Origin of the sequence: Ensifer sp. 1H6, from assembly GCF_001976035.1 — a bacterium.
In the GTDB taxonomy this organism is placed as follows: Bacteria; Pseudomonadota; Alphaproteobacteria; order Rhizobiales; family Rhizobiaceae; genus Ensifer; species Ensifer canadensis.
In genome coordinates this window covers 129,353-146,937 of the sequence record NZ_MOAI01000017.1, presented here as the reverse complement: position 1 = coordinate 146,937, position 17,585 = coordinate 129,353, and the positions used below count along the sequence as shown (strand labels likewise).

At 61.3% G+C, this 17,585-nt stretch carries 20 protein-coding genes and 2 pseudogenes; 7 read left to right on the top strand and 15 right to left on the bottom strand.

The genetic code is table 11. The features are described 5' to 3' along the window. A pseudogene (locus tag BKP54_RS20600) lies at positions 1-152 on the bottom strand (flagellin); the annotation flags it as partial. 84 nt (positions 153-236) lie between these two features. On the opposite strand from BKP54_RS20600, the gene BKP54_RS20595 reads away from it, so the two are divergent. Together BKP54_RS20595 and BKP54_RS20590 are read left to right on the top strand one after the other, a co-directional pair. After that, positions 237-503 carry a hypothetical protein gene (locus BKP54_RS20595; RefSeq protein WP_128090457.1) on the top strand — a complete coding sequence of 89 codons (267 nt, stop codon included), beginning with the start codon at positions 237-239 and terminating at the stop codon, positions 501-503. A gap of 54 nt (positions 504-557) precedes the next feature. After that, positions 558-2,471: a glycosyl transferase gene (locus BKP54_RS20590; RefSeq protein ID WP_025425928.1), complete on the top strand. Its 1,914-nt coding sequence runs from the start codon at positions 558-560 to the stop codon at positions 2,469-2,471. 285 nt (positions 2,472-2,756) lie between these two features. Here BKP54_RS20590 and fliP read toward each other — a convergent pair whose 3' ends face one another. From fliP to BKP54_RS20520, 14 genes and pseudogenes are all read right to left on the bottom strand, one after another. Beyond that, complete coding sequence (fliP, locus tag BKP54_RS20585; RefSeq protein WP_025425927.1) at positions 2,757-3,494, bottom strand: flagellar type III secretion system pore protein FliP; 738 nt, start codon at positions 3,492-3,494, stop codon at positions 2,757-2,759. 8 nt (positions 3,495-3,502) lie between these two features. Further along, positions 3,503-4,000, bottom strand: a complete 498-nt coding sequence (locus BKP54_RS20580; RefSeq protein ID WP_025425926.1) for a flagellar basal body-associated FliL family protein — start codon at positions 3,998-4,000, stop codon at positions 3,503-3,505. 18 nt (positions 4,001-4,018) lie between these two features. Then, positions 4,019-4,729, bottom strand: coding sequence for a flagellar basal body L-ring protein FlgH (flgH, locus tag BKP54_RS20575; protein ID WP_025425925.1), 711 nt, complete (start codon positions 4,727-4,729; stop codon positions 4,019-4,021). Beyond that, positions 4,726-5,262, bottom strand: a complete 537-nt coding sequence (locus BKP54_RS20570) for a MotE family protein (protein WP_025425924.1) — start codon at positions 5,260-5,262, stop codon at positions 4,726-4,728. Before BKP54_RS20570 ends, flgH begins: the two co-directional genes overlap by 4 nt. After that, positions 5,259-6,374, bottom strand: coding sequence for a flagellar basal body P-ring protein FlgI (locus tag BKP54_RS20565; protein WP_025425923.1), 1,116 nt, complete (start codon positions 6,372-6,374; stop codon positions 5,259-5,261). Before BKP54_RS20565 ends, BKP54_RS20570 begins: the two co-directional genes overlap by 4 nt. Then, positions 6,371-6,883: a flagellar basal body P-ring formation chaperone FlgA gene (gene flgA / locus BKP54_RS20560; protein ID WP_025425922.1), complete on the bottom strand. Its 513-nt coding sequence runs from the start codon at positions 6,881-6,883 to the stop codon at positions 6,371-6,373. Before flgA ends, BKP54_RS20565 begins: the two co-directional genes overlap by 4 nt. Positions 6,884-6,900: 17 nt before the next feature. Beyond that, on the bottom strand, positions 6,901-7,689 hold the full coding sequence (flgG, locus tag BKP54_RS20555) for a flagellar basal-body rod protein FlgG (RefSeq protein WP_025425921.1): 789 nt from the start codon (positions 7,687-7,689) through the stop codon (positions 6,901-6,903). A gap of 11 nt (positions 7,690-7,700) precedes the next feature. Further along, on the bottom strand, positions 7,701-8,042 hold the full coding sequence (locus BKP54_RS20550; RefSeq protein WP_025425920.1) for a flagellar hook-basal body complex protein FliE: 342 nt from the start codon (positions 8,040-8,042) through the stop codon (positions 7,701-7,703). Continuing rightward, positions 8,042-8,460: pseudogene (gene flgC, locus BKP54_RS20545) on the bottom strand (flagellar basal body rod protein FlgC). Before flgC ends, BKP54_RS20550 begins: the two are co-directional and overlap by 1 nt. Positions 8,461-8,465: 5 nt before the next feature. Next, entirely contained in the window at positions 8,466-8,846 is a 381-nt protein-coding gene (flgB, locus tag BKP54_RS20540; protein ID WP_025425918.1) for a flagellar basal body rod protein FlgB, read from the bottom strand. 173 nt (positions 8,847-9,019) lie between these two features. Further along, positions 9,020-9,577: a hypothetical protein gene (locus tag BKP54_RS20535; protein ID WP_025425917.1), complete on the bottom strand. Its 558-nt coding sequence runs from the start codon at positions 9,575-9,577 to the stop codon at positions 9,020-9,022. Beyond that, the gene (gene fliI, locus BKP54_RS20530; RefSeq protein WP_025425916.1) at positions 9,577-10,977 is read right to left on the bottom strand and encodes a flagellar protein export ATPase FliI; all 1,401 of its coding nucleotides are present in this window, start codon (positions 10,975-10,977) and stop codon (positions 9,577-9,579) included. The genes BKP54_RS20535 and fliI overlap by 1 nt, the downstream gene beginning before the upstream one ends. Before the next feature lie 18 nt (positions 10,978-10,995). Further along, complete coding sequence (flgF, locus tag BKP54_RS20525) at positions 10,996-11,721, bottom strand: flagellar basal-body rod protein FlgF (RefSeq protein ID WP_025425915.1); 726 nt, start codon at positions 11,719-11,721, stop codon at positions 10,996-10,998. A 2-nt stretch (positions 11,722-11,723) separates the two neighbouring features. Further along, positions 11,724-12,503: a DUF1217 domain-containing protein gene (locus BKP54_RS20520; RefSeq protein WP_025425914.1), complete on the bottom strand. Its 780-nt coding sequence runs from the start codon at positions 12,501-12,503 to the stop codon at positions 11,724-11,726. A 184-nt stretch (positions 12,504-12,687) separates the two neighbouring features. Here BKP54_RS20520 and motA point away from each other — a divergent pair, with 184 nt between their 5' ends. The 5 genes from motA to flhB all read left to right on the top strand — a co-directional run bounded on the left by motA (position 12,688) and on the right by flhB (position 17,581). Beyond that, complete coding sequence (gene motA, locus BKP54_RS20515) at positions 12,688-13,566, top strand: flagellar motor stator protein MotA (protein ID WP_025425913.1); 879 nt, start codon at positions 12,688-12,690, stop codon at positions 13,564-13,566. 4 nt (positions 13,567-13,570) lie between these two features. Continuing rightward, positions 13,571-14,518, top strand: a complete 948-nt coding sequence (locus tag BKP54_RS20510; protein ID WP_025425912.1) for a FliM/FliN family flagellar motor switch protein — start codon at positions 13,571-13,573, stop codon at positions 14,516-14,518. 60 nt (positions 14,519-14,578) lie between these two features. Continuing rightward, positions 14,579-15,205 (top strand): flagellar motor switch protein FliN, encoded by a 627-nt coding sequence (fliN, locus tag BKP54_RS20505; RefSeq protein WP_057204227.1) that lies wholly within the window; start codon positions 14,579-14,581, stop codon positions 15,203-15,205. A 29-nt stretch (positions 15,206-15,234) separates the two neighbouring features. Continuing rightward, positions 15,235-16,266, top strand: a complete 1,032-nt coding sequence (gene fliG, locus BKP54_RS20500) for a flagellar motor switch protein FliG (protein WP_025425910.1) — start codon at positions 15,235-15,237, stop codon at positions 16,264-16,266. A 235-nt stretch (positions 16,267-16,501) separates the two neighbouring features. Next, positions 16,502-17,581, top strand: a complete 1,080-nt coding sequence (gene flhB / locus BKP54_RS20495) for a flagellar biosynthesis protein FlhB (RefSeq protein WP_025425909.1) — start codon at positions 16,502-16,504, stop codon at positions 17,579-17,581. The last annotated feature ends 4 nt before the right edge of the window (positions 17,582-17,585 follow it).

Sequence of the window (17,585 nt, the reverse complement as noted above, 5' to 3'; positions counted from 1 at the left end):
GTTGCGATCGACCAGTAAGCGGCGTTGTCGGAAGCGTTACCAACGCGGTAGCCGGACGAAATACGGTCCTGCGTCGTTTCCATCGAGGAATTGATCGAACGCAGCGTGGAGAGTGCGGCCATTGCCGAGTTGTTGGTCATAATAGAAGTCATGAGACTGTCCCTCAAATTTACAAGGTTACACGGTTGGGGACATGCCGGACTGAATACGTCTACCGGCAATGACGGACCGGCTTCATGCCACTCGGCTCCGCTCACTCAAGTGAAGGAAACCAAACCCGTCATGTGAAGGTGAATATCCCTCCCAAAGCTTGCGATTTCATTAAGGCGGAAGGATATTTTCTAAGCAAAATCCTATGGTTAACGGCACGTTACTTTGCCGCCACCCCGTCGCCCGCGAATGACTTCATCGACATCGCGTTTATTGGCAAACAATACGCAAATCGCTCAGCAATCCCGCTTGGGGCAAGGTTTCTGCTTCAAAACAACACCCTGGAACATTGACGTTGCACAGGCTCGCGCGGTGACAACGGTTGCGCTTATCCCATGGAGCTTCCCTTGAACGCCCACACCATCTTCTCTTCCGCTTCGCGGCAGTATCAAAAAGGCCAGTACACCGAGGCGCTCGATACCCTCAATCAGCTGCTCGATCTTACCCGTGATGCCAAGACCTATGCGCTTCTGGCAAAGGTACTGCTGAAGCTCGGCTTCCGGAGCGATGCTGCACAAGCCTATCAGCTGGCCGGCGAAGAAGGCGGATTGCGTTCGGAGCATTTCCTGGCCGAGGCCATGAAGCTGCATTTCGCCTGCGGCAATGATGATCAGGCCTTAAGCCTCGGCCGGCCCTTGCTCGAGCAGGCAAAGACCGATCCCGAACTTGCCTACATCATCGTGACCTTGTTCCTGAAGCGCGACCAGGCCGACATTCTCAGCCCTTTCAAATCGACACTCTCGGCGAGCGCGCGGCAGGAACACCAGGTGCTGGCGGCAAAGCTGCTGACGTCGGATGTCGGAAACAACGATGATCGCGAGATCGTCACCAACCTGTTCCGGCGGACGCCATCGAACCCGGTCCTGCTGTCGGCTTATCTCGTTTTCATGCAGGAAGTGAACAACTTCAACGAAATCGAAAACTATGCGCAGGCGCTGGAGCGTGCGATCCAGGCGACCAACCGCAAATTTCTGCGCGCGGAAACGCCTTTCTACAATGTGCACTGGTGCCGCGATGAAAAGTTGAACCGCCTGGCCGCTGCGCTTGATCAGCCGTTCCCACCAACATTGCCCGAGGAACGCCGCAAGATGCAGCACGTGTGGGGCAAGAAGATACGGCTGGGTTACCTTTCGAACGACTTCTGGGGACCGCACGCGACGATGAAGCTCCTGCAAGCCGTGCTGACCTTGCATGATCGCGAGAAATTCGACGTGACGCTCTTCTGCTACACGCCGGAGAAACACCTCGCCGTTGCTGGCGAAGGGCGTCAGACCTGGGGCAAAATCGTCCGCATCGAAAACCTTTCCGACGAGCAGGCCGCCCAGACGATCCGCGACGAGCAGATCGATATCCTCGTCGATCTCAAGGGCCATACGATGAACAGTCGCGTTGCCATACTCAACCACAAGACCGCACCTGTGCAGGCGACATGGCTCGGTTTCCCCGGCACCACCGTCAACGTCGATCTCGACTACATCATCGGCGACCGTCACGTCCTTCCCGATGGCAGCGAGGACCACTACTACGAGCGGTTCTGCCGGTTGCCCGAGACCTACCAGCCGAACGACCCTGCCGGCCGGCCACGGCCGGCAGCGATGACACGCACGCAAGCGGGCCTGCCGGAAGATGCTTTCGTCTACGCATCGTTCAACGCCAACCGCAAGATCACCGTCGAAACCATGAAGGCATGGGCTGGGATCCTGCGCAGGACGCCTGACAGCGTTCTCTGGCTGATGTGCCCCAAGCCGGAAGCCCAGGCTCATATTCTTCGGCGTTTCCAGAGCTACGGCATCGCCACAAAACGCATTATCTTCTGCGCGAAGGTCGAGTACGAACAACACTTGGCGCGTATCCCAGTCGCCGACCTCGGCCTCGACACTTTCCCCTGTAACGGACACACCACGACGTCGGAGCAGTTGTGGATGGGCTTGCCGGTGCTGACGCCAAAGGGCACGCACTTCGCCTCGCGCGTCAGCGAAAGCCTGCTGCGCGCAATCGGCGTGCCGGAACTCGTTGCCGCCGATGTCGACGACTATGTCGGGCAGGCGATCGCCCTTTACGAGACCCGCGGCAAGGTAGCCGAATACAAGCAGAAGCTCGCCGACAACCGGCTGCAGATGCCGCTCTTTGATGCGGAACGCTTCTGCCGCCACCTCGAGCAGGCCTATGAGGCGATGGCCGACCGCGCGAAGAAGGGATTGGAGCCTGCTCTCATCGACGTGCCGGCACTGCCGGTACGTACAGGATCGTTCGCACAGTAAAGTCAGAAGGCGGGCTCAACCGCCGGCACATCATAACCCTCCTGAACCCCGCCCATCCGGCGGGGTTTTTCGTTCGGCTTTACGCAAGAACCGGCGCGTTGCTTACAGCTTAGCTCAGCGCATCAAACACAGCGCGACAAGGGCAAGACAACGTTTCAAACTCACCGGCTGGTGCCTGGGTCGATGACACTTGAGGATATTTCTGCAGCAGCCGCGGCCACGCACAGGAGACGGCGCGTGGCGACAAGCCAAGGCTGAAAGAACGAAGAGGAGCGGGTTCGCTGGTCAGCTGAACGAGCGTACCAGGCTGCCGACGAGCAGGTTCCAGCCGTCGATCAGCACGAAGAAGAGGATCTTGAACGGCAGGGAGATCGCCGTTGGTGGCAGCATCATCATGCCCATCGCCATGGTGATGGTGGCAACGATCAGGTCGATCACCAGGAATGGCAGCATGATGAGGAAGCCGATCTCGAAGCCGCGGCGGATTTCCGAGATCATGAAGGCGGGAACGACGGCGCGCAGGTCGACCTTGTCGTTGACGACGACGGTCTGGCCCTTTTCCTTGGCTATATCGATGAAGAGCTGCAGATCCTTGTCGCGGGTATTGGCGAGCATGAATTCGCGGAACGGCTCGGCGATGCGCGGCAGCGCTTCCGTTTCCGTAATCTGATTCTTCATCAGCGGGTCGATGCCGTCGCGCCAAGCGCGGTCGAAGGTCGGAGCCATGACGTAGAAGGTCATGAACAGCGCCAGCGAAACCATGATCATGTTCGACGGTGTCGTCGCCAGGCCCATGCCGGTGCGCAGGATGGCAAAGGCGATCACGAAGCGCGGAAAGCTGGTGACCATGATCAGGATGCCGGGCGCCACCGAAAGAACGGTCAGAAGGCCGAACGTCCGGATGATCCAGGAGGCGGCCGATCCGTCGATGGGCGTGTTCAGGATGTCAGAGGGAAAACTCTGGGCGCCGGCAATTCCGGACATCGCCATCATGGCGACTATGAAGGCGATGAGCCGGATCATTTAGCGAATCATTGAATGACGAAGGTTCTGAACATAACATTGGTTACGCGCCCATCCGAGCGCAGGTCAACCCGCTCCTGAATGTCATCCCGGAGATATTGAAAGCCGCGCGGCCCCTGGATCTGCTGCAGCGACACGGTTTTCAGATAGGCGGCGATATCCTGGTGTATCTGCTCGGCCATCGCCGGGTCCGGGACACCGTCGAACTGCAACGCCACCTCGAGCCGGATCCAGTTTTCCGAGGGGTAGGCAAGGTTCGTGGTGATCGGGTCAAGCTGGACGACGCCGTTGGCTTCCGTCGCGATCTTCGGAACGCCCTCCTCGCCGGTTGCGTTCGGAGCTGTGTCCTTGGTCGCCTCCACCTGCTCCTTGGGCGGCGGCGGCGCCAGCATGGCGCCGACCAGCCAGCCGCCGCCGCCGGCGACGAGCGTCAGGACGGCAACGATGGCGATCGTCATCACCTTCGACGGTGATTTCACGGGCGCGGCGGTATCGAATTCTTCCATCTTGCCATTCCCTGCCGATCAGATCGGCGAAATCAGGTCCATGATCTGCTGGCCGTAAGGCGGCTGCTGCACTTCGGTCAGGCGGCCGCGACCACCATAGGAAATGCGTGCCTCGGCAATCCGGTCGTAGGAGATCACGTTCTCGGAGTCGACGTCCTGCGTGCGCACGATACCAGCGACATTGAGGATGCGAAGCTCTTGGTTGACGCGAACTTCCTGCGAACCGCTGATCAGAAGGTTGCCGTTTTCGAGCACGCCGGTGACGACTGCCGCGACAAGCAGCTGGAGCTTTTCGGCCCGCTCGGTCGAGCCGTCGCCTTCGGTCTTGGTGTTCGAGCCGTATTTCAGGTCACCCGACCAGCCAAAGCTGCTGGCTTCCGACTGCCCGCTCGCGCCGATGTTGAAGCCGCTGGTGTTCTTGCGGCTGCGATCGGTCTTGTTGTCGAACGACGCCTTGTCGTTGATGGCGATCTCGACCGTCAGGATGTCGCCGACGTTAAGCGCGCGTGCATCCTTGAAGAGCGCCGACTGCTGGTCGTTCCAGAGCGAGAAACCGTTGGCGACATGGCGCGGCTCCTTGGGATACATCGCCAGCTGCGGTGTCTGGGTATATTGCAGACCGCTGCCGATCGGGCTCATGGCGGGGGCACGGCCGATCTCGTTGATGGCCTGGTTCTGACATCCTGCGAGGAGGCCCGCGGCCAATATGGCCGTTAGACGCATTTTCATGATGGTTCCTTCGAGGTGTTCGGATCGCTGGCACTCGAGATGATGTTGGTCAGGATGGCGGCCTTCTCGTCGCTCATCTCGCTGAGGATCAGCGACGACTGCCGCGCCGGCAGCTGCATGACGATCGCGGCGGCAATCTCCGGACGGACCAATTCAAGTTTGCCCGCGGCAGCATCCGGCTTCATCGTCTTGTAGATGCCGACGAGGCCAATCTCGGCCTGCTTGAGGAAGTCGTTGCGGCGCTTCAGCCAGTCTTCATACTCCTCGCGCCGCTTTTCGAGCGTCGCGATCCGGTCGTCGACATTCGCCTGAAGAGCCTCGAGTTCCTTGCGCTGCAGCACGTAGCGCTGGTCGCGGGCAGCATCGGCGATGTTGGTGCAGAACTGCTGGATTTCGTTGGCTGTGGCGTTGCTGGCGGGCGGCGCGGTGACGTCCTGGGCGAAGGCGCCGGGCATCGCCAGCATCGACGCGACGGCAACCGATGCGAGCAGGATGTTGCGGGATCTTCCGAGAAGGCGGTCGATGTTCATCATTGCAGGACAAGCTCCGCCTGAAGGGCCCCGGCCGTCTTGATGCTCTGCAGGATGGCGATGATGCCGTCCGGCTTGACGCCGATGTTATTGAGACCGGCAACGAGCGACCGCAAACTGGACCCATTGAGAATGGCGACCGTGCCGCCGTCGGATTGAGCATCGATGGTGGTGTTCGGCTCCATCGCCGTCTGGCCGCGCGCGAACGGCAGCGGCTGAACCACCGTCGGCGTCTCGCTGACCTCCACTGTCAAGGTGCCATAGCTGACGGCCACCTCGTTGACGCGCACGTCCTGACCGATGACAATCGTGCCCGTGCGTTCGTTGATGACGACCCTTGCAGGGACGTCCGTTTCGATGACGATGTTCTCGATCTCCGCCATCAGCCGCGCAAGGTCGGCCATCTTCGGCTTTTCGACGAGAACGGCCTGCGAATCCCGGGCTTCGGCGATGCGGCCGCCATATCGCGCCGCGGCATATTTGTTGATCGCCGCGGCCATGCCGACCGCGGTGGAGAAGTCGGGGTTGCGCAGCTGCAGCACGAGGTTGAAGCCGTCCTTGAATTTCGACGGTAGCTCGCGCTCGATGATGGCGCCGTTCGGCACGCGCCCTGACGTCGTGACGCCCTGGTTGAGCGTTGCCGCGTCGCCTTGCGCATTGAAACCGGTGACGACGACCGACCCTTGCGCGACCGCATAAATCTGGCCGTCGGCGCCCGAGAGCGAGGTCATCACCAGGGTACCACCGCGCAGGGAGGTGGAATCGCCAAGCGATCCGACGGTCACGTCGACGCGGCTGCCGGGGCTGGCAAAGGGCGGCAGGTTCGCCGTGACGAGAACGGCGGCGACATTGCGCGTGCGCGATTCTCCGCCCTGGGTCGAAATGCCGAGGTTCTGCAGCATGGCGCGCATCGATTGATCGGTAAACGGCGACGCGCGCAGGCTGTCACCCGTTCCCTGAAGGCCGACGACGAGGCCGTAGCCGATGAGCTGGTTGTCGCGGCCGGCCTGCAGCGAGGCAACGTCCTTGATTCGCGACGCGCCAAAGGCGGGCGTCATCGCTGTGGACAGCGCGACGGCCAGCGTCAGGAACCATTTGCAGGCAAGCATTTTCATTTCGCCACCACATGTATCGTGCCGTCGGCCATCACCGTTCCGGAAACGATAACGCCAGTATCAATGTTGCGAGCCCGGATCAGATCGCCGACCGCGGCGTCCTGAAGGGGCGAACCGGCCGCGCTGATGGTGAGACCACCATTGCTGAAGATCAGACGGACGGTGGAGCCGCGCTCGACCGCATATTGCTCGCGCAGCGCGGAGGCCAGGATGACGCGGCCGGGGAGCAGCGTGCGCTTGCTTACCTTGCCGTCGATCTCGCTCAACGTCCTGACATAACCATCCGTCAGATCGGGATTGGTCACATCAACGATCTCGACCCGGCTCGCGTCGATCGCTTCGCCTGGGTAAATCGTCTGCTTGGGGATGACTGCCGTCAGCCGTTCCGCAAAGCCTGCCGAAGGCGACAGGAAAGCGGCGGCGAGCAAAATGCCCGCCACCACGTGCCGCGCCCTTGGCGCGGAACCGTCCTTCTGAGCTGTCATTCCTGCGGCTCGGCGAAACGTCATGTTTGCCCCCTCTTCCGTTATCTGAGGTTCTTGCTCACCGTAGCCGCCATCTCGTCGGCGGCCTGGATAATCTTGGAGTTCATCTCATAGGCGCGCTGGGCCGAGATCAGGTCGGTGATTTCCTTGACCGGATCGACGTTCGACGCTTCGAGATACTTCTGCTTGATCAGCGCAAAACCCGGATCAGCCGGCGTGCCGACGATCGGCTCGCCGGAGGCCGGCGTCTGCTTGAACAGGTTTTCGCCCTGCGGCTCGAGACCCGCTTCATTGACGAAGTTGGCAACCGTCAGCTGGCCGATTTCCTGCATCGCCGGATCGTTACCGATGCGCACCATTACCTGGCCGGAGCTGGTGAAGGCTATTTCGGTGGCGTCCTGCGGAACGGTGACGCCCGGCACGACGGTGTAGCCGTCGATCGTCACCAGCTGGCCCTGGGCATTCTTGTTGAAGGCGCCCGCACGGGTATAGACCGTCTCGCCATCGGGCGTTTCGACCTGGAACCAGCCACGGCCGACCAGCGCGAGGTCGTAGTCGTTGCCGGTGCTGACCAGGCTGCCCTGGATATGCAGGTTGCGCACGGCGGCCGTCTGGACGCCGAGACCGATGATCGCACCTTCCGGAACGATCGCCTGGTTGGAGCGGTTCGGCACGCCCTGGGCGCGCTCGGTTTGATAAAGCAGGTCGGAAAACTCTGCGCGGGCACGCTTGTAGCCGGTGGTGTTGATGTTCGCGATGTTGTTCGCGATCACTTCGAGGTTCAGCTGCTGGGCGTTCATGCCGGTTGCGGCAATGGAAAGGGCCTTCATGTCTCGTTCCTTCAGATCTGCATGCGCGCGATTTCGAGGTAGGCGGTCACCACCTTGTCGCGGATCGCGATTGCGGTCTGGAGTGACTGTTCGGCGTTCATCACCGCATCGACGACTTCACGGGTGTTGGCCTGGCCGCGGATGCCGTCGAGCGATGCGCCTTCGGCTTTCTTCATCGCGCCGATAGCGTCGGTCGCCATGTCGCCGAGAACCGAGGCAAAGCTCTGGGATTGCGGGGCCGCCGGGGTGGCGCTGGCCGCACCGAAGACCGACGACGAAGAGGACGTAAGGCGGGTACCTTCGGCCTCTTTCATGACCGAAAATGCGCCGACAGAATTAATTGCGTCGATCATTATTGTGATGCTCTCAACAGGTCGATTGTTTGGGAAACCAGGTCGCGCGACTGCTTGATCGTCTGCAGGTTGGCCTCATAGGCGCGGTTGGCTTCGCGCATGTCGGCCATTTCAACCAGGATGTTGACGTTCGGCATCTTGACCATGCCCTTCTCGTCGGCGGCCGGATTGCCCGGGTCGAACTCGATGGTGAAGTCAGAATCATCGGTGCCGAGCCGCTCGATCTCGACGAGCGATGCGCCGCTGGCCCTGTCGACCTCGGCTGCAAAGCTGATGGTCTTGCGCCGGTACGGGTCGCGCCGGGTGCGTCGCCGGAGGAGCGTGCATTGGCGATGTTTTCGGAAACGATGCGCAGGCGGGTCGATTCTGCTTGCAGACCGGAGGCCGAGACCTTCATGGCCGAAGTCAAAGGATCCATGGTTGTTACTTCCGTACCGTCATGAGCATCATACGGTGAAACGCTTTGACGAGCCCGGCACTGAGCTCGTAGTCGCGCTTGATCTCACCGGTCTTCATCATTTCCTGCTCGATCGCGACGCTGTTGCCGGATTGCTGGATCTGAACGCCGTCAAGCATGCCGACCTCAGCCACCTGCGAGGCTTCGAGGCTCTCGGTGAAGTGCGCCTTGTGGGTCGCGGCCATCTGGATGCCGGTGCTTTCCAACACGCTTTCGAACGGCTTGACGTCCTTGGCCTTGTAGTGCGGCGTATTCGCGTTGGCGATGTTGCCGGCCACCACGTTCTGGCGGACGGTCAGCCACTGGGCCTGCCGGGACGCGAGTTCGAAAAGCTGAATCGGTTGCATAAAAAGCTCCATGCTTGGTGATGCGAACCTAGGTCGGTAATCTTGCGTGGGACTTGTCGTCGGAAACGAGCTTGGTGCTGATGCCGGAACGCATCCAAAACACGCAGGACATTATCCGTTGCGGACAGTGACGAACCCGCAACGGAGAAGAACGATCGGAAAATGGGGGCCGGTCAGTCGGCCTGGTAGACCTCGCCGCCCGACGTGATCATCACCCAGCGGCCATCGCGCTCTTCAAGCGTCGCCAGCCGGCTGTTGTCCGGCAGGATCGAACCGATACGCACGATATACATGCCGGTCGTATCCTCGATCAGAGCCCGACCGTTGGCGACATGCATCAGCTTGAAGCCGGATTTGCCTGGGAATGGCTGCTCGAGCCCCTCCTTCGGAGCGGTCCCCTCGACGGCCGGGCCGCCGCCAAGGCTTGGAACGGTCGCCGTCGTCAGTTGGTCGATTGCCGCGACGGTTTCTCCGTCCATATCGGACATTGCCAACGGCGATACTGACAGGACGCTACGCGCTGGCTTCTCCGGCAGATCACGCGTCGAGCCCTGCCACAACGGCGGCATCGTGAACTTGTCCTGATTGAAAAAGGCGTACCAGGGAAAGAAGGTCGCAAGGGCCGCCAGCATGATGCCGGTTGCGGCCAGCGCCTTGTCGATCATCGGCATGCCGGATTCGCGCTTGCGCTGGCGGATCGTTTCGTCGGCGTCGTAGTCGGTCACACCCATCACCTCGGCCTCATCCCTGCAGCACCCGGCTGATTGCCCATTGCCGCGGCCTTCAGCGCACCGGCAAGATCGGAAAAAGCATCCTGCGTCGGCGGCTCGCTCGCCGTCTGTGTCAGCACGTCGTAGATCACCGGCACCTGCTTGATCGCCATGTCGAGATCGGGATCGCCACCCGGGCGATAGCCGCCGATCAGGCGCAGGTCGCGCGTTTCCTCGAAGCGGTGGATCAGCGCCTTCAGCCGCGACACCAGCTTTTCCTGGTCCGGCGTCCAAGCCTTGCGTGCCAGACGGGAGATCGACGCCAGCGGATTGATCGGCGGATAGCGGCCTTCTTCCGCCAGGCTGCGTTCGAGCACGATGTGCCCATCGAGAATGCCGCGCGTCGAGTCGGCGATGGGATCGTTGTGGTTGTCGCCGTCCACCAGGATCGAGATGATCGCAGTGATGGTGCCGGCGCCCTCAGCGCCGGGACCAGCACGCTCAAGCAGGCGCGGCAATTCGGTAAAGACCGAGGCCGGATAGCCGCGGGCGATCGGCGGCTCGCCTGATGCGGTCGCCACTTCGCGGATCGCATGGGCGAAACGGGTGACACTGTCGACGATCAACAGCACGTTGTCGCCGTTGTCACGATAGTGCTCGGCAATGGTGACGGCGGTCAGCGGCGCCATCTTGCGCAGCATCGGGCTTTCGTCGCTGGTCGCGACAACGGCAACCGATTTGGAAAGATTGTCGCCGAGCGTGTCCTCGATGAATTCGCGCACTTCGCGGCCGCGTTCGCCGACCAGCGCGATGACCACCTTGTCGAAGGCATCGGCGCGCGCAAGCATCGACAGCAGCGTCGATTTGCCGACACCGGAACCGGCAAAAATGCCGAGGCGCTGTCCGAGGCAGAGCGGCGAAAAGATATCGATCGCCCGCACACCGGTGCGGAACCCCTGCTCCACACGCTTGCGGGTCATCGACGGCGGTGCCGTGTTGGAAATCGAGCGGCGGACGTCGCCCTGCAGCAGCGGACCGAGGCCGTCGATCGGCTCCGCAAGCGCGTTGATCGCCCGGCCGCACCATTGGTCGGTCGGCGCGATGCGGAAGGCGCCCTTGCGGATGACTGTATCGTGGATGCCGATCGGATCGCCCGGCTCGATCGGGCAGACGACCACGCGTTCAGGCTCGACGCGCACCACTTCGCCGAGATGCGTTCCAGTCGAACTCTTGTGCGCGACGAAATCGCCGAGCCGGACATGTCGCGACAGGCCGGTCACCGTATAGTGGCCCGGAGAGATCGTCTGGACGTGGCCGCCCGGCGCAATCGAATGTTCAGGTTTGGCGTAGCGTTCGACCAGGCCGGCAAGGGCAGCCAGCGATGTCGATGCGGCGCTCGTCTTCAGGCCTTCGCGTTCCATACCGTTTCCCGTCACGCCTTAGCGGCTGCCACCGAGCGTCTTGATCGCTTCGTCGAGCGACCCTTCGCTGTCACGCATCAGCGCGGTGATGTTGTCGAACGCGCGGGTGACCATGATCAGCTGCGACATTTCCGCGATGGCGTTGACGTTGGATTCTTCGAGGAACCCCTGCATGACGCCGACATCGAAGCGATCGACGACCGGTTCCGGCTGTACCGCCGGAAGCACCGCACTGTTGTCGAGGCGCATGAAGCCCTTGCTGAAGTCGGCCTGGTAGAGGCCGAGCGAGGCGACCGCGACACCGTTCTGGTGCAGGGCACCGTCGGCGCCGACGGTCACGTCGCCGCCCGAGCCATTGATCTGGATCGGCGCGCCGCCGGCGTCGAGAACCGGATAGCCGCGAATGGTGACCAGTTCGCCGGTTTCGGTCAGCGTGAAGCGACCGTCGCGCGTCAGCGCCGGACCCGAGGGCGTGTCGATCTGAAACCAGGCATCGCCTTTGACGGCAAAATCGAACATGCCTCCGGTGCGCGTCAGCGAACCGTTGCTGCTATTGAGGAACTCTTCGCCCTTGCTGACGTAGGAAACCTTGGTCGGCTTGGTATCGCCGAGCATCTGGTTGAACTTCACTTCCGTGCCGCGGAAACCGACGGTGCCCGAGTTTGCGATATTGTCGGCAAGTGTATTGAGACGCTTTTCAAGCGCCATCTGCGACGAAATCGCAACGTAAAGACCGGTCTGCACGTTCAGCGTCCCCCGAGTTTCAGGCTGTTGATGGACAGGAGCAGGTCGGAAGAGATGCCGTAGCCGCTCGACGCGCCGAAAACCGCAAGCGGGTCGTAACCGTCCGTTGAATTGTTGATTTCCCAAAGCGCCGTAAAGCGATCGAGAAAGTCCGTCAGCTTGGCCGGATCCTGGAAGTCCTTGAGGTCGATTGCGTCCTCATAGGCGGCCGCCTGACGGTCGACCTCGGTGCCGGCGAATTCGTCGGGCAGCTGCAGCGTGGTGCGCACCACCTGCGCCAGCGCCTCGTCGGCAATGATGGCGTAACCGCTTGATATCGACGGCGCCATGCGGGCGAAATAGAGCGCGAGCCGCACGCCGGCGTTCTCCTCGCCGGCACTCTGCTCGAGCGTCTGGCGGGCGTATTTGTCGACGACGCCCTTCTGGGCGCGATCGAAGGAGGTGGCCGCCTCGCCGTGAAGGGCGAAATTCAGCGATTCGGCCAGCTGCTTGTAGCGGCTGTCGGTCAACTTGTTGGCGAAGGCATCCTCGTTGTCGACGCCCTCGGTCAAGACCTTGCGCATGAAGGCCTTGGCGTAGCCCATGTCTTCGAGACCGTGCGCCTTGATCGCATAGTTGTAGAGGCGCGTGTCAGCGAAAAACTGGTCGATCGTTTTTATGTCGCCGATCTTCGAAAGATAATATTCGGTCTCGCGGGCGACGTCCGGTTCCTCGGCGACGCGCTCCAGCGACTTGCCCAAGTCGGCCGTAATCAGCTTGTAGCTCGTATAGGTCGTGGTCACGATCGGTCGCCCTTAGCGGAGTGAGACGGGCGCGACTGGAGAGCCGGCCATAGCAAATCCTGACCGGATTGGCTTGCGCGAACCTGTTCCACCGCAATGATTTCCGCCGCTTCGACGGCCAGCCTCACGCAAGGAAGAAACCTTATCCCGTTAGACGAAAATGGGATCGTGTCAGGTATCGAAAATGAACATCATCATCGGGCTTCTTGTGACTTTCGGCTGTATTCTCGGCGGCTACGTGGCCATGGGCGGCCACATGGAAGTCCTCAACCAGCCTTTCGAACTGCTGATCATCGGCGGCGCCGGTATCGGCGGCTTCATCATGGCCAACTCCATGAAGGTGGTGAAGGATACCGGAAAGGCTCTCGGCGAAGCGTTTCGCCATAAGGTTCCCAAGGAGCGGGAGTATCTCGACACGCTCGGCGTTCTCTACTCGCTGATGCGCGATCTGAGAACCAAGTCGCGCAACGAGATCGAAAGCCACATCGACAACCCCGAAGAATCCTCGATCTTCCTGTCGGCGCCGACCGTGCTGAAAAACAAGGAACTGACGGCCTTCATCTGCGACTACGTCCGCCTGATCATCATCGGCAACGCCCGCTCGCATGAGATCGAGGCGCTGATGGATGAAGAAATCCAGACGATCACCCACGACAAGATGAAGTCCTACCACGCGCTGACGATCATGGGCGACGCCTTCCCGGCGATCGGCATCGTCGCGGCGGTTCTCGGCGTCATCAAGGCGATGGGCGCGATCAGCGAAGCGCCTGAGGTTCTCGGCGCCAAGATCGCCGCCGCACTCGTCGGCACCCTGCTCGGCGTGTTCCTCTCCTACTCGATCGTCGCTCCGCTGGTCGCGAACATCAAATCCGTCCGCGAAAAACAGAACCGGCTCTACATCATCGTCAAGCAGACGCTGCTTGCCTACATGAACGGCTCGGTTCCGCAGGTCGCGCTTGAATACGGCCGCAAGACGATTTCGGCCTATGAGCGTCCTTCGATCGACGCCGTCGAGCAGGAGATGATGAACCCCGGCGGCGGCAGCGAAAGCAAGGCGGCTTGATCCCATGACATCAGGAACACCGACAAACGTTCATCCCTTCGACAGGAAACTGCTGGCGCGCATGACCGGCGCGCTCGGCGACGACCGCGCGATCGGCCGGGTGGCGCTCGATCTCGGCCAGGTGTTCGGCGAATTCCTTCCCGACATCTGCAAGGCGGAAACCGGCCTCGACATCGCCATCGGCTATGCGGGCTTCCGCACCGGCCTGCGCAACAGCCTGATCGCCGAGCTCGGCAACGGCGTGCTGATCAGCGACATCTGCTTGCGCAACTGGTGCCCCGACTTTCTGATCAGCTGCGACAGCCCGATCATCATCACCATGGTCGAGGCGCTGTTGGGCGCGGAGCCGACCGATATCGAAGAGCCGCAACCGCGCACACTTTCCCCGATCGAAATCGACGTCGCCCAACCGATCTTCGAGAAGATCGCCGACGTGCTTCGCACCGCCGTCAACGCGTCGGGCGGCTTCGAGCCGATCGTTGCCCGCGCCCACAACAGTGCTTCCCGCGGCAAGCCCGACCCTGCGGTCGAGGACGTTCATGCGGCAGCGATCGACATGACGATCGGTTTCGGCCCTGTTTTGTCGACCTTCTCGATCATCGTGCCGCAAAGCGTGCTGTTGAAGACGCAGATCGTCTTTCCGAAGGGTGCCGGCCAGAACCGCAAGCAGAAGTCCGAATGGACCGAACAGATGGAGGAGCAGGTTCGCCGCTCCGCCGTCACCATCGAGGCACGCATCCGGCTTGAAAGCCTGACACTCGAGACGATCAGCCGCCTCCGGGCCGGCGACGTCATTCCCTTCCACGATGCCCAGGACGTTCGCGTCGACGTGAACGCCAACGGCCGCGATCTCTACGTCTGCGAGTTCGGCCGATCGGGTGCGAAATACACCGTGCGGGTCAAGGATACCCACGGCTCCGAACAGGACATCCTTCGCCACATCATGAGTTAATTCGGCTCGCCGTCGCCAGGCAGTAGGCCTGAGGCAAGCTTCAACTGGAATAGTTCGCACATGGCACCCAAGAAAGCACCAATCAACGAACAGGCCGCACTCGCTGTCGGAGACATGGAACTCGACCAGGCGATCGACGATCTGCGCGGTGTTCTCAAGAAAGACACGGACGCGCCGGCTGGCTTCGGCGCCGAGTTCGGCAGCGTAGACACGCTCAGTGGCGCAGGCGAATTCGGCGGCGACTTCGCCGCTCCGGCCGATGGTCTTGGCGCCTTTGGCGGCGACTTCGGTTCGGACACCTTTGGCAACGATCTGTCGGAGACCCCGGCCACCACGGATTTCGGCGGCGGCAGCTTCGGCGCCAGCGATTTCGGCGCATCGGACTTCGATGCCGGTGAAACCGTCACCGACACGCCGCCCGGCAGCGGCATGACCGCCAATCTCGACCTGATCATGGATATTCCGATCGATGTTCAGATCGTTCTCGGCACCAGCCGAATGCAGGTATCGGGTCTCATGAACCTGACCGAAGGCGCGACGATCTCGCTCGACCGGCGGATCGGCGAACCGGTCGAAATCATGGTCAACGGCCGGATCATCGGCCGTGGTGAAATTACCGTTCTCGAAGGCGACGACACCCGGTTCGGCGTCAAGCTCATCGAGATCAAGGGCAGCAAGAAGTCATAGAACCCAATCATTGGGCGAGGGATGAATCCATGATGGATTTCGAAAGTTTTGAGGCTCAGGCACTCTCCAGACCTCTCAACCAGACCGACAAGGCAGCAGCCGTTCTGCTCGCGATGGGCAAGACCGTCGCCGGAAAGCTGCTGAAGTTCTTCACCCAGAGCGAGCTGCAGGCGATCATCGCTTCGGCGCAGTCGCTGCGGGCCATCCCTCCCCACGAACTGGAAGCGCTGGTCAACGAATTCGAAGACCTGTTCACCGAGGGCGCCGGCCTCATGGACAATGCCAAGGCGATCGAGAGCATTCTCGAGGAAGGCCTGACCCCGGACGAAGTCGACGGCCTGCTCGGGCGCCGCGCCACCTTCCAGTCCTACGAAGCCAACATCTGGGACCGACTGCAGGAATGCGACCCGGTCGCGGTTGCGCTGCAGCTGGCCAAGGAACATCCGCAGACCATTGCCTATGTCTTGTCGATGATGCCGTCGAGCTTCGGCGCGAAGGTCCTGCTGCAGCTCTCCGAAGAGCAGAGGCCGGATATCCTGAAGCGCGCCGTCAACATGAAGGACGTCAGCCCGAAGGCTGCGTCGATCATCGAGAACCGCGTCATGGAAATGATCGGCGAGATGGAAGCCGAGCGCAATTCCGCCGGTCCGACCAAGATCGCCGAGGTGATGAACGAGCTCGACAAGCCGCAGGTCGACACGCTGCTCGCTTCGCTCGAATCTCTCAGCACCGAATCGGCCAAGAAGGTTCGCCCGAAGATCTTCCTCTTCGACGACGTTCTTTACATGCCGCAGCGCAGCCGCGTTCAGCTGTTCAACGATGTCTCGACCGACATCATCACCATGGCGCTGCGCGGTTCGACCTCGGACCTGCGCGAATCGGTGCTCGCCTCCATCGGCGCACGCCAGCGCCGCATGATCGAATCCGATCTTGCCATGGGCGATGCCGGCATCAACCCGCGCGACATCGCCATCGCCCGCCGCTCGATCACCCAGGAGGCGATCCGCCTTGCCGCAAGCGGCCAGCTGGAGCTGAAGGAAAAGGAAGCGCAGGCCGCCTGATCCATCCGGTCGCCGGGTATCCTTTCAAGGACCGGCGCTAAGCCTGATCGTAGAACCACAACGCGGGCCCTTGGCCCGCGTTCCTGTTTTGGAGAGATCGACGGCCCCCGCATTTCCTGTTGACCCGGCATGATTGCCCCCGCGAAGCCCTTGTCTGCCCTAGTTTCCGGGTTCACTACAAACAGCGCAAGATCAGCGCTGTCTTGTGGAAACCGGTCGGGAGATTTCCTGTCGCATGTCGGACGATCAGGATAAGGACAGCAAAACAGAATCCCCGTCGGAGAAGAAGATCTCCGACGCCGCCGACAAGGGCAACGTGCCCTTCTCCCGCGAAGCGACCACCTTTGCCTCGACGGTGGCGATCTACATCTTCTTCGTGTTCTTCCTGACCGACGGCGCCAGCACGGTTGCCGCGGCGCTCAAGGACATTTTCGAGCAGCCGGAAGCCTGGCGACTGAACAACGCCACGGATGTCGTCGCGTTGATGACGCACCTCGCGTGGAAGTCGACAGCACTGCTCGTTCCCGTCTTCGTGCTGCTCATCGTCTTCGGCGTCGGCTCGTCGATCTTTCAGAACCTGCCGCGTCCGGTGCTCGATCGCATCCAGCCGAAGATGAACCGGATTTCGCCGATGGCGGGCCTGAAGCGCATCTTCGGCGTTCAAGGGTTGGTGGAGTTCGGAAAGTCGCTGTTCAAGATCATCGTCGTGTCGATCTTCGTCGTGCTGGTTCTCTGGAACGACTACTTCGCGACGCTCGATCTGATGTTCTCCGATCCGGTTATGATCTTCTCGACGATGACGTCCGATCTCAACCAGGTGATGATCGTCATCATGCTGGCCACCGCCGTTTTGGCGATCGCCGATCTCTTCTGGTCCCGTCACCATTGGTACACCGAACTGATGATGACCAAGCAGGAAGTAAAAGAGGAGATGAAGCAGGCGCAGGGCGACCCGATCGTCAAGTCGCGCCTGCGCTCAATGCAGCGCGATCGGGCGCGCAAGCGCATGATTTCATCGGTGCCACGGGCAACCCTGGTGATCGCCAACCCTACCCACTATGCCGTTGCCCTGCGTTATGTCCGCGAAGAAAGCGACGCACCGGTGGTCGTTGCCCTTGGTCAGGACCTCGTTGCCCTCAAAATCCGCGAGATCGCAGAGAAGAACGGCATTCCCGTCTTCGAGGATCCACCGCTTGCACGCTCCATGTTTGCACAAGTCTCGGTCGATAGTGTGATTCCACCCGTGTTTTACAAGGCAGTTGCCGAACTCATTCACAGGGTGCATGCGCAATCGCAACCAAAACGGATGACGTAACGCC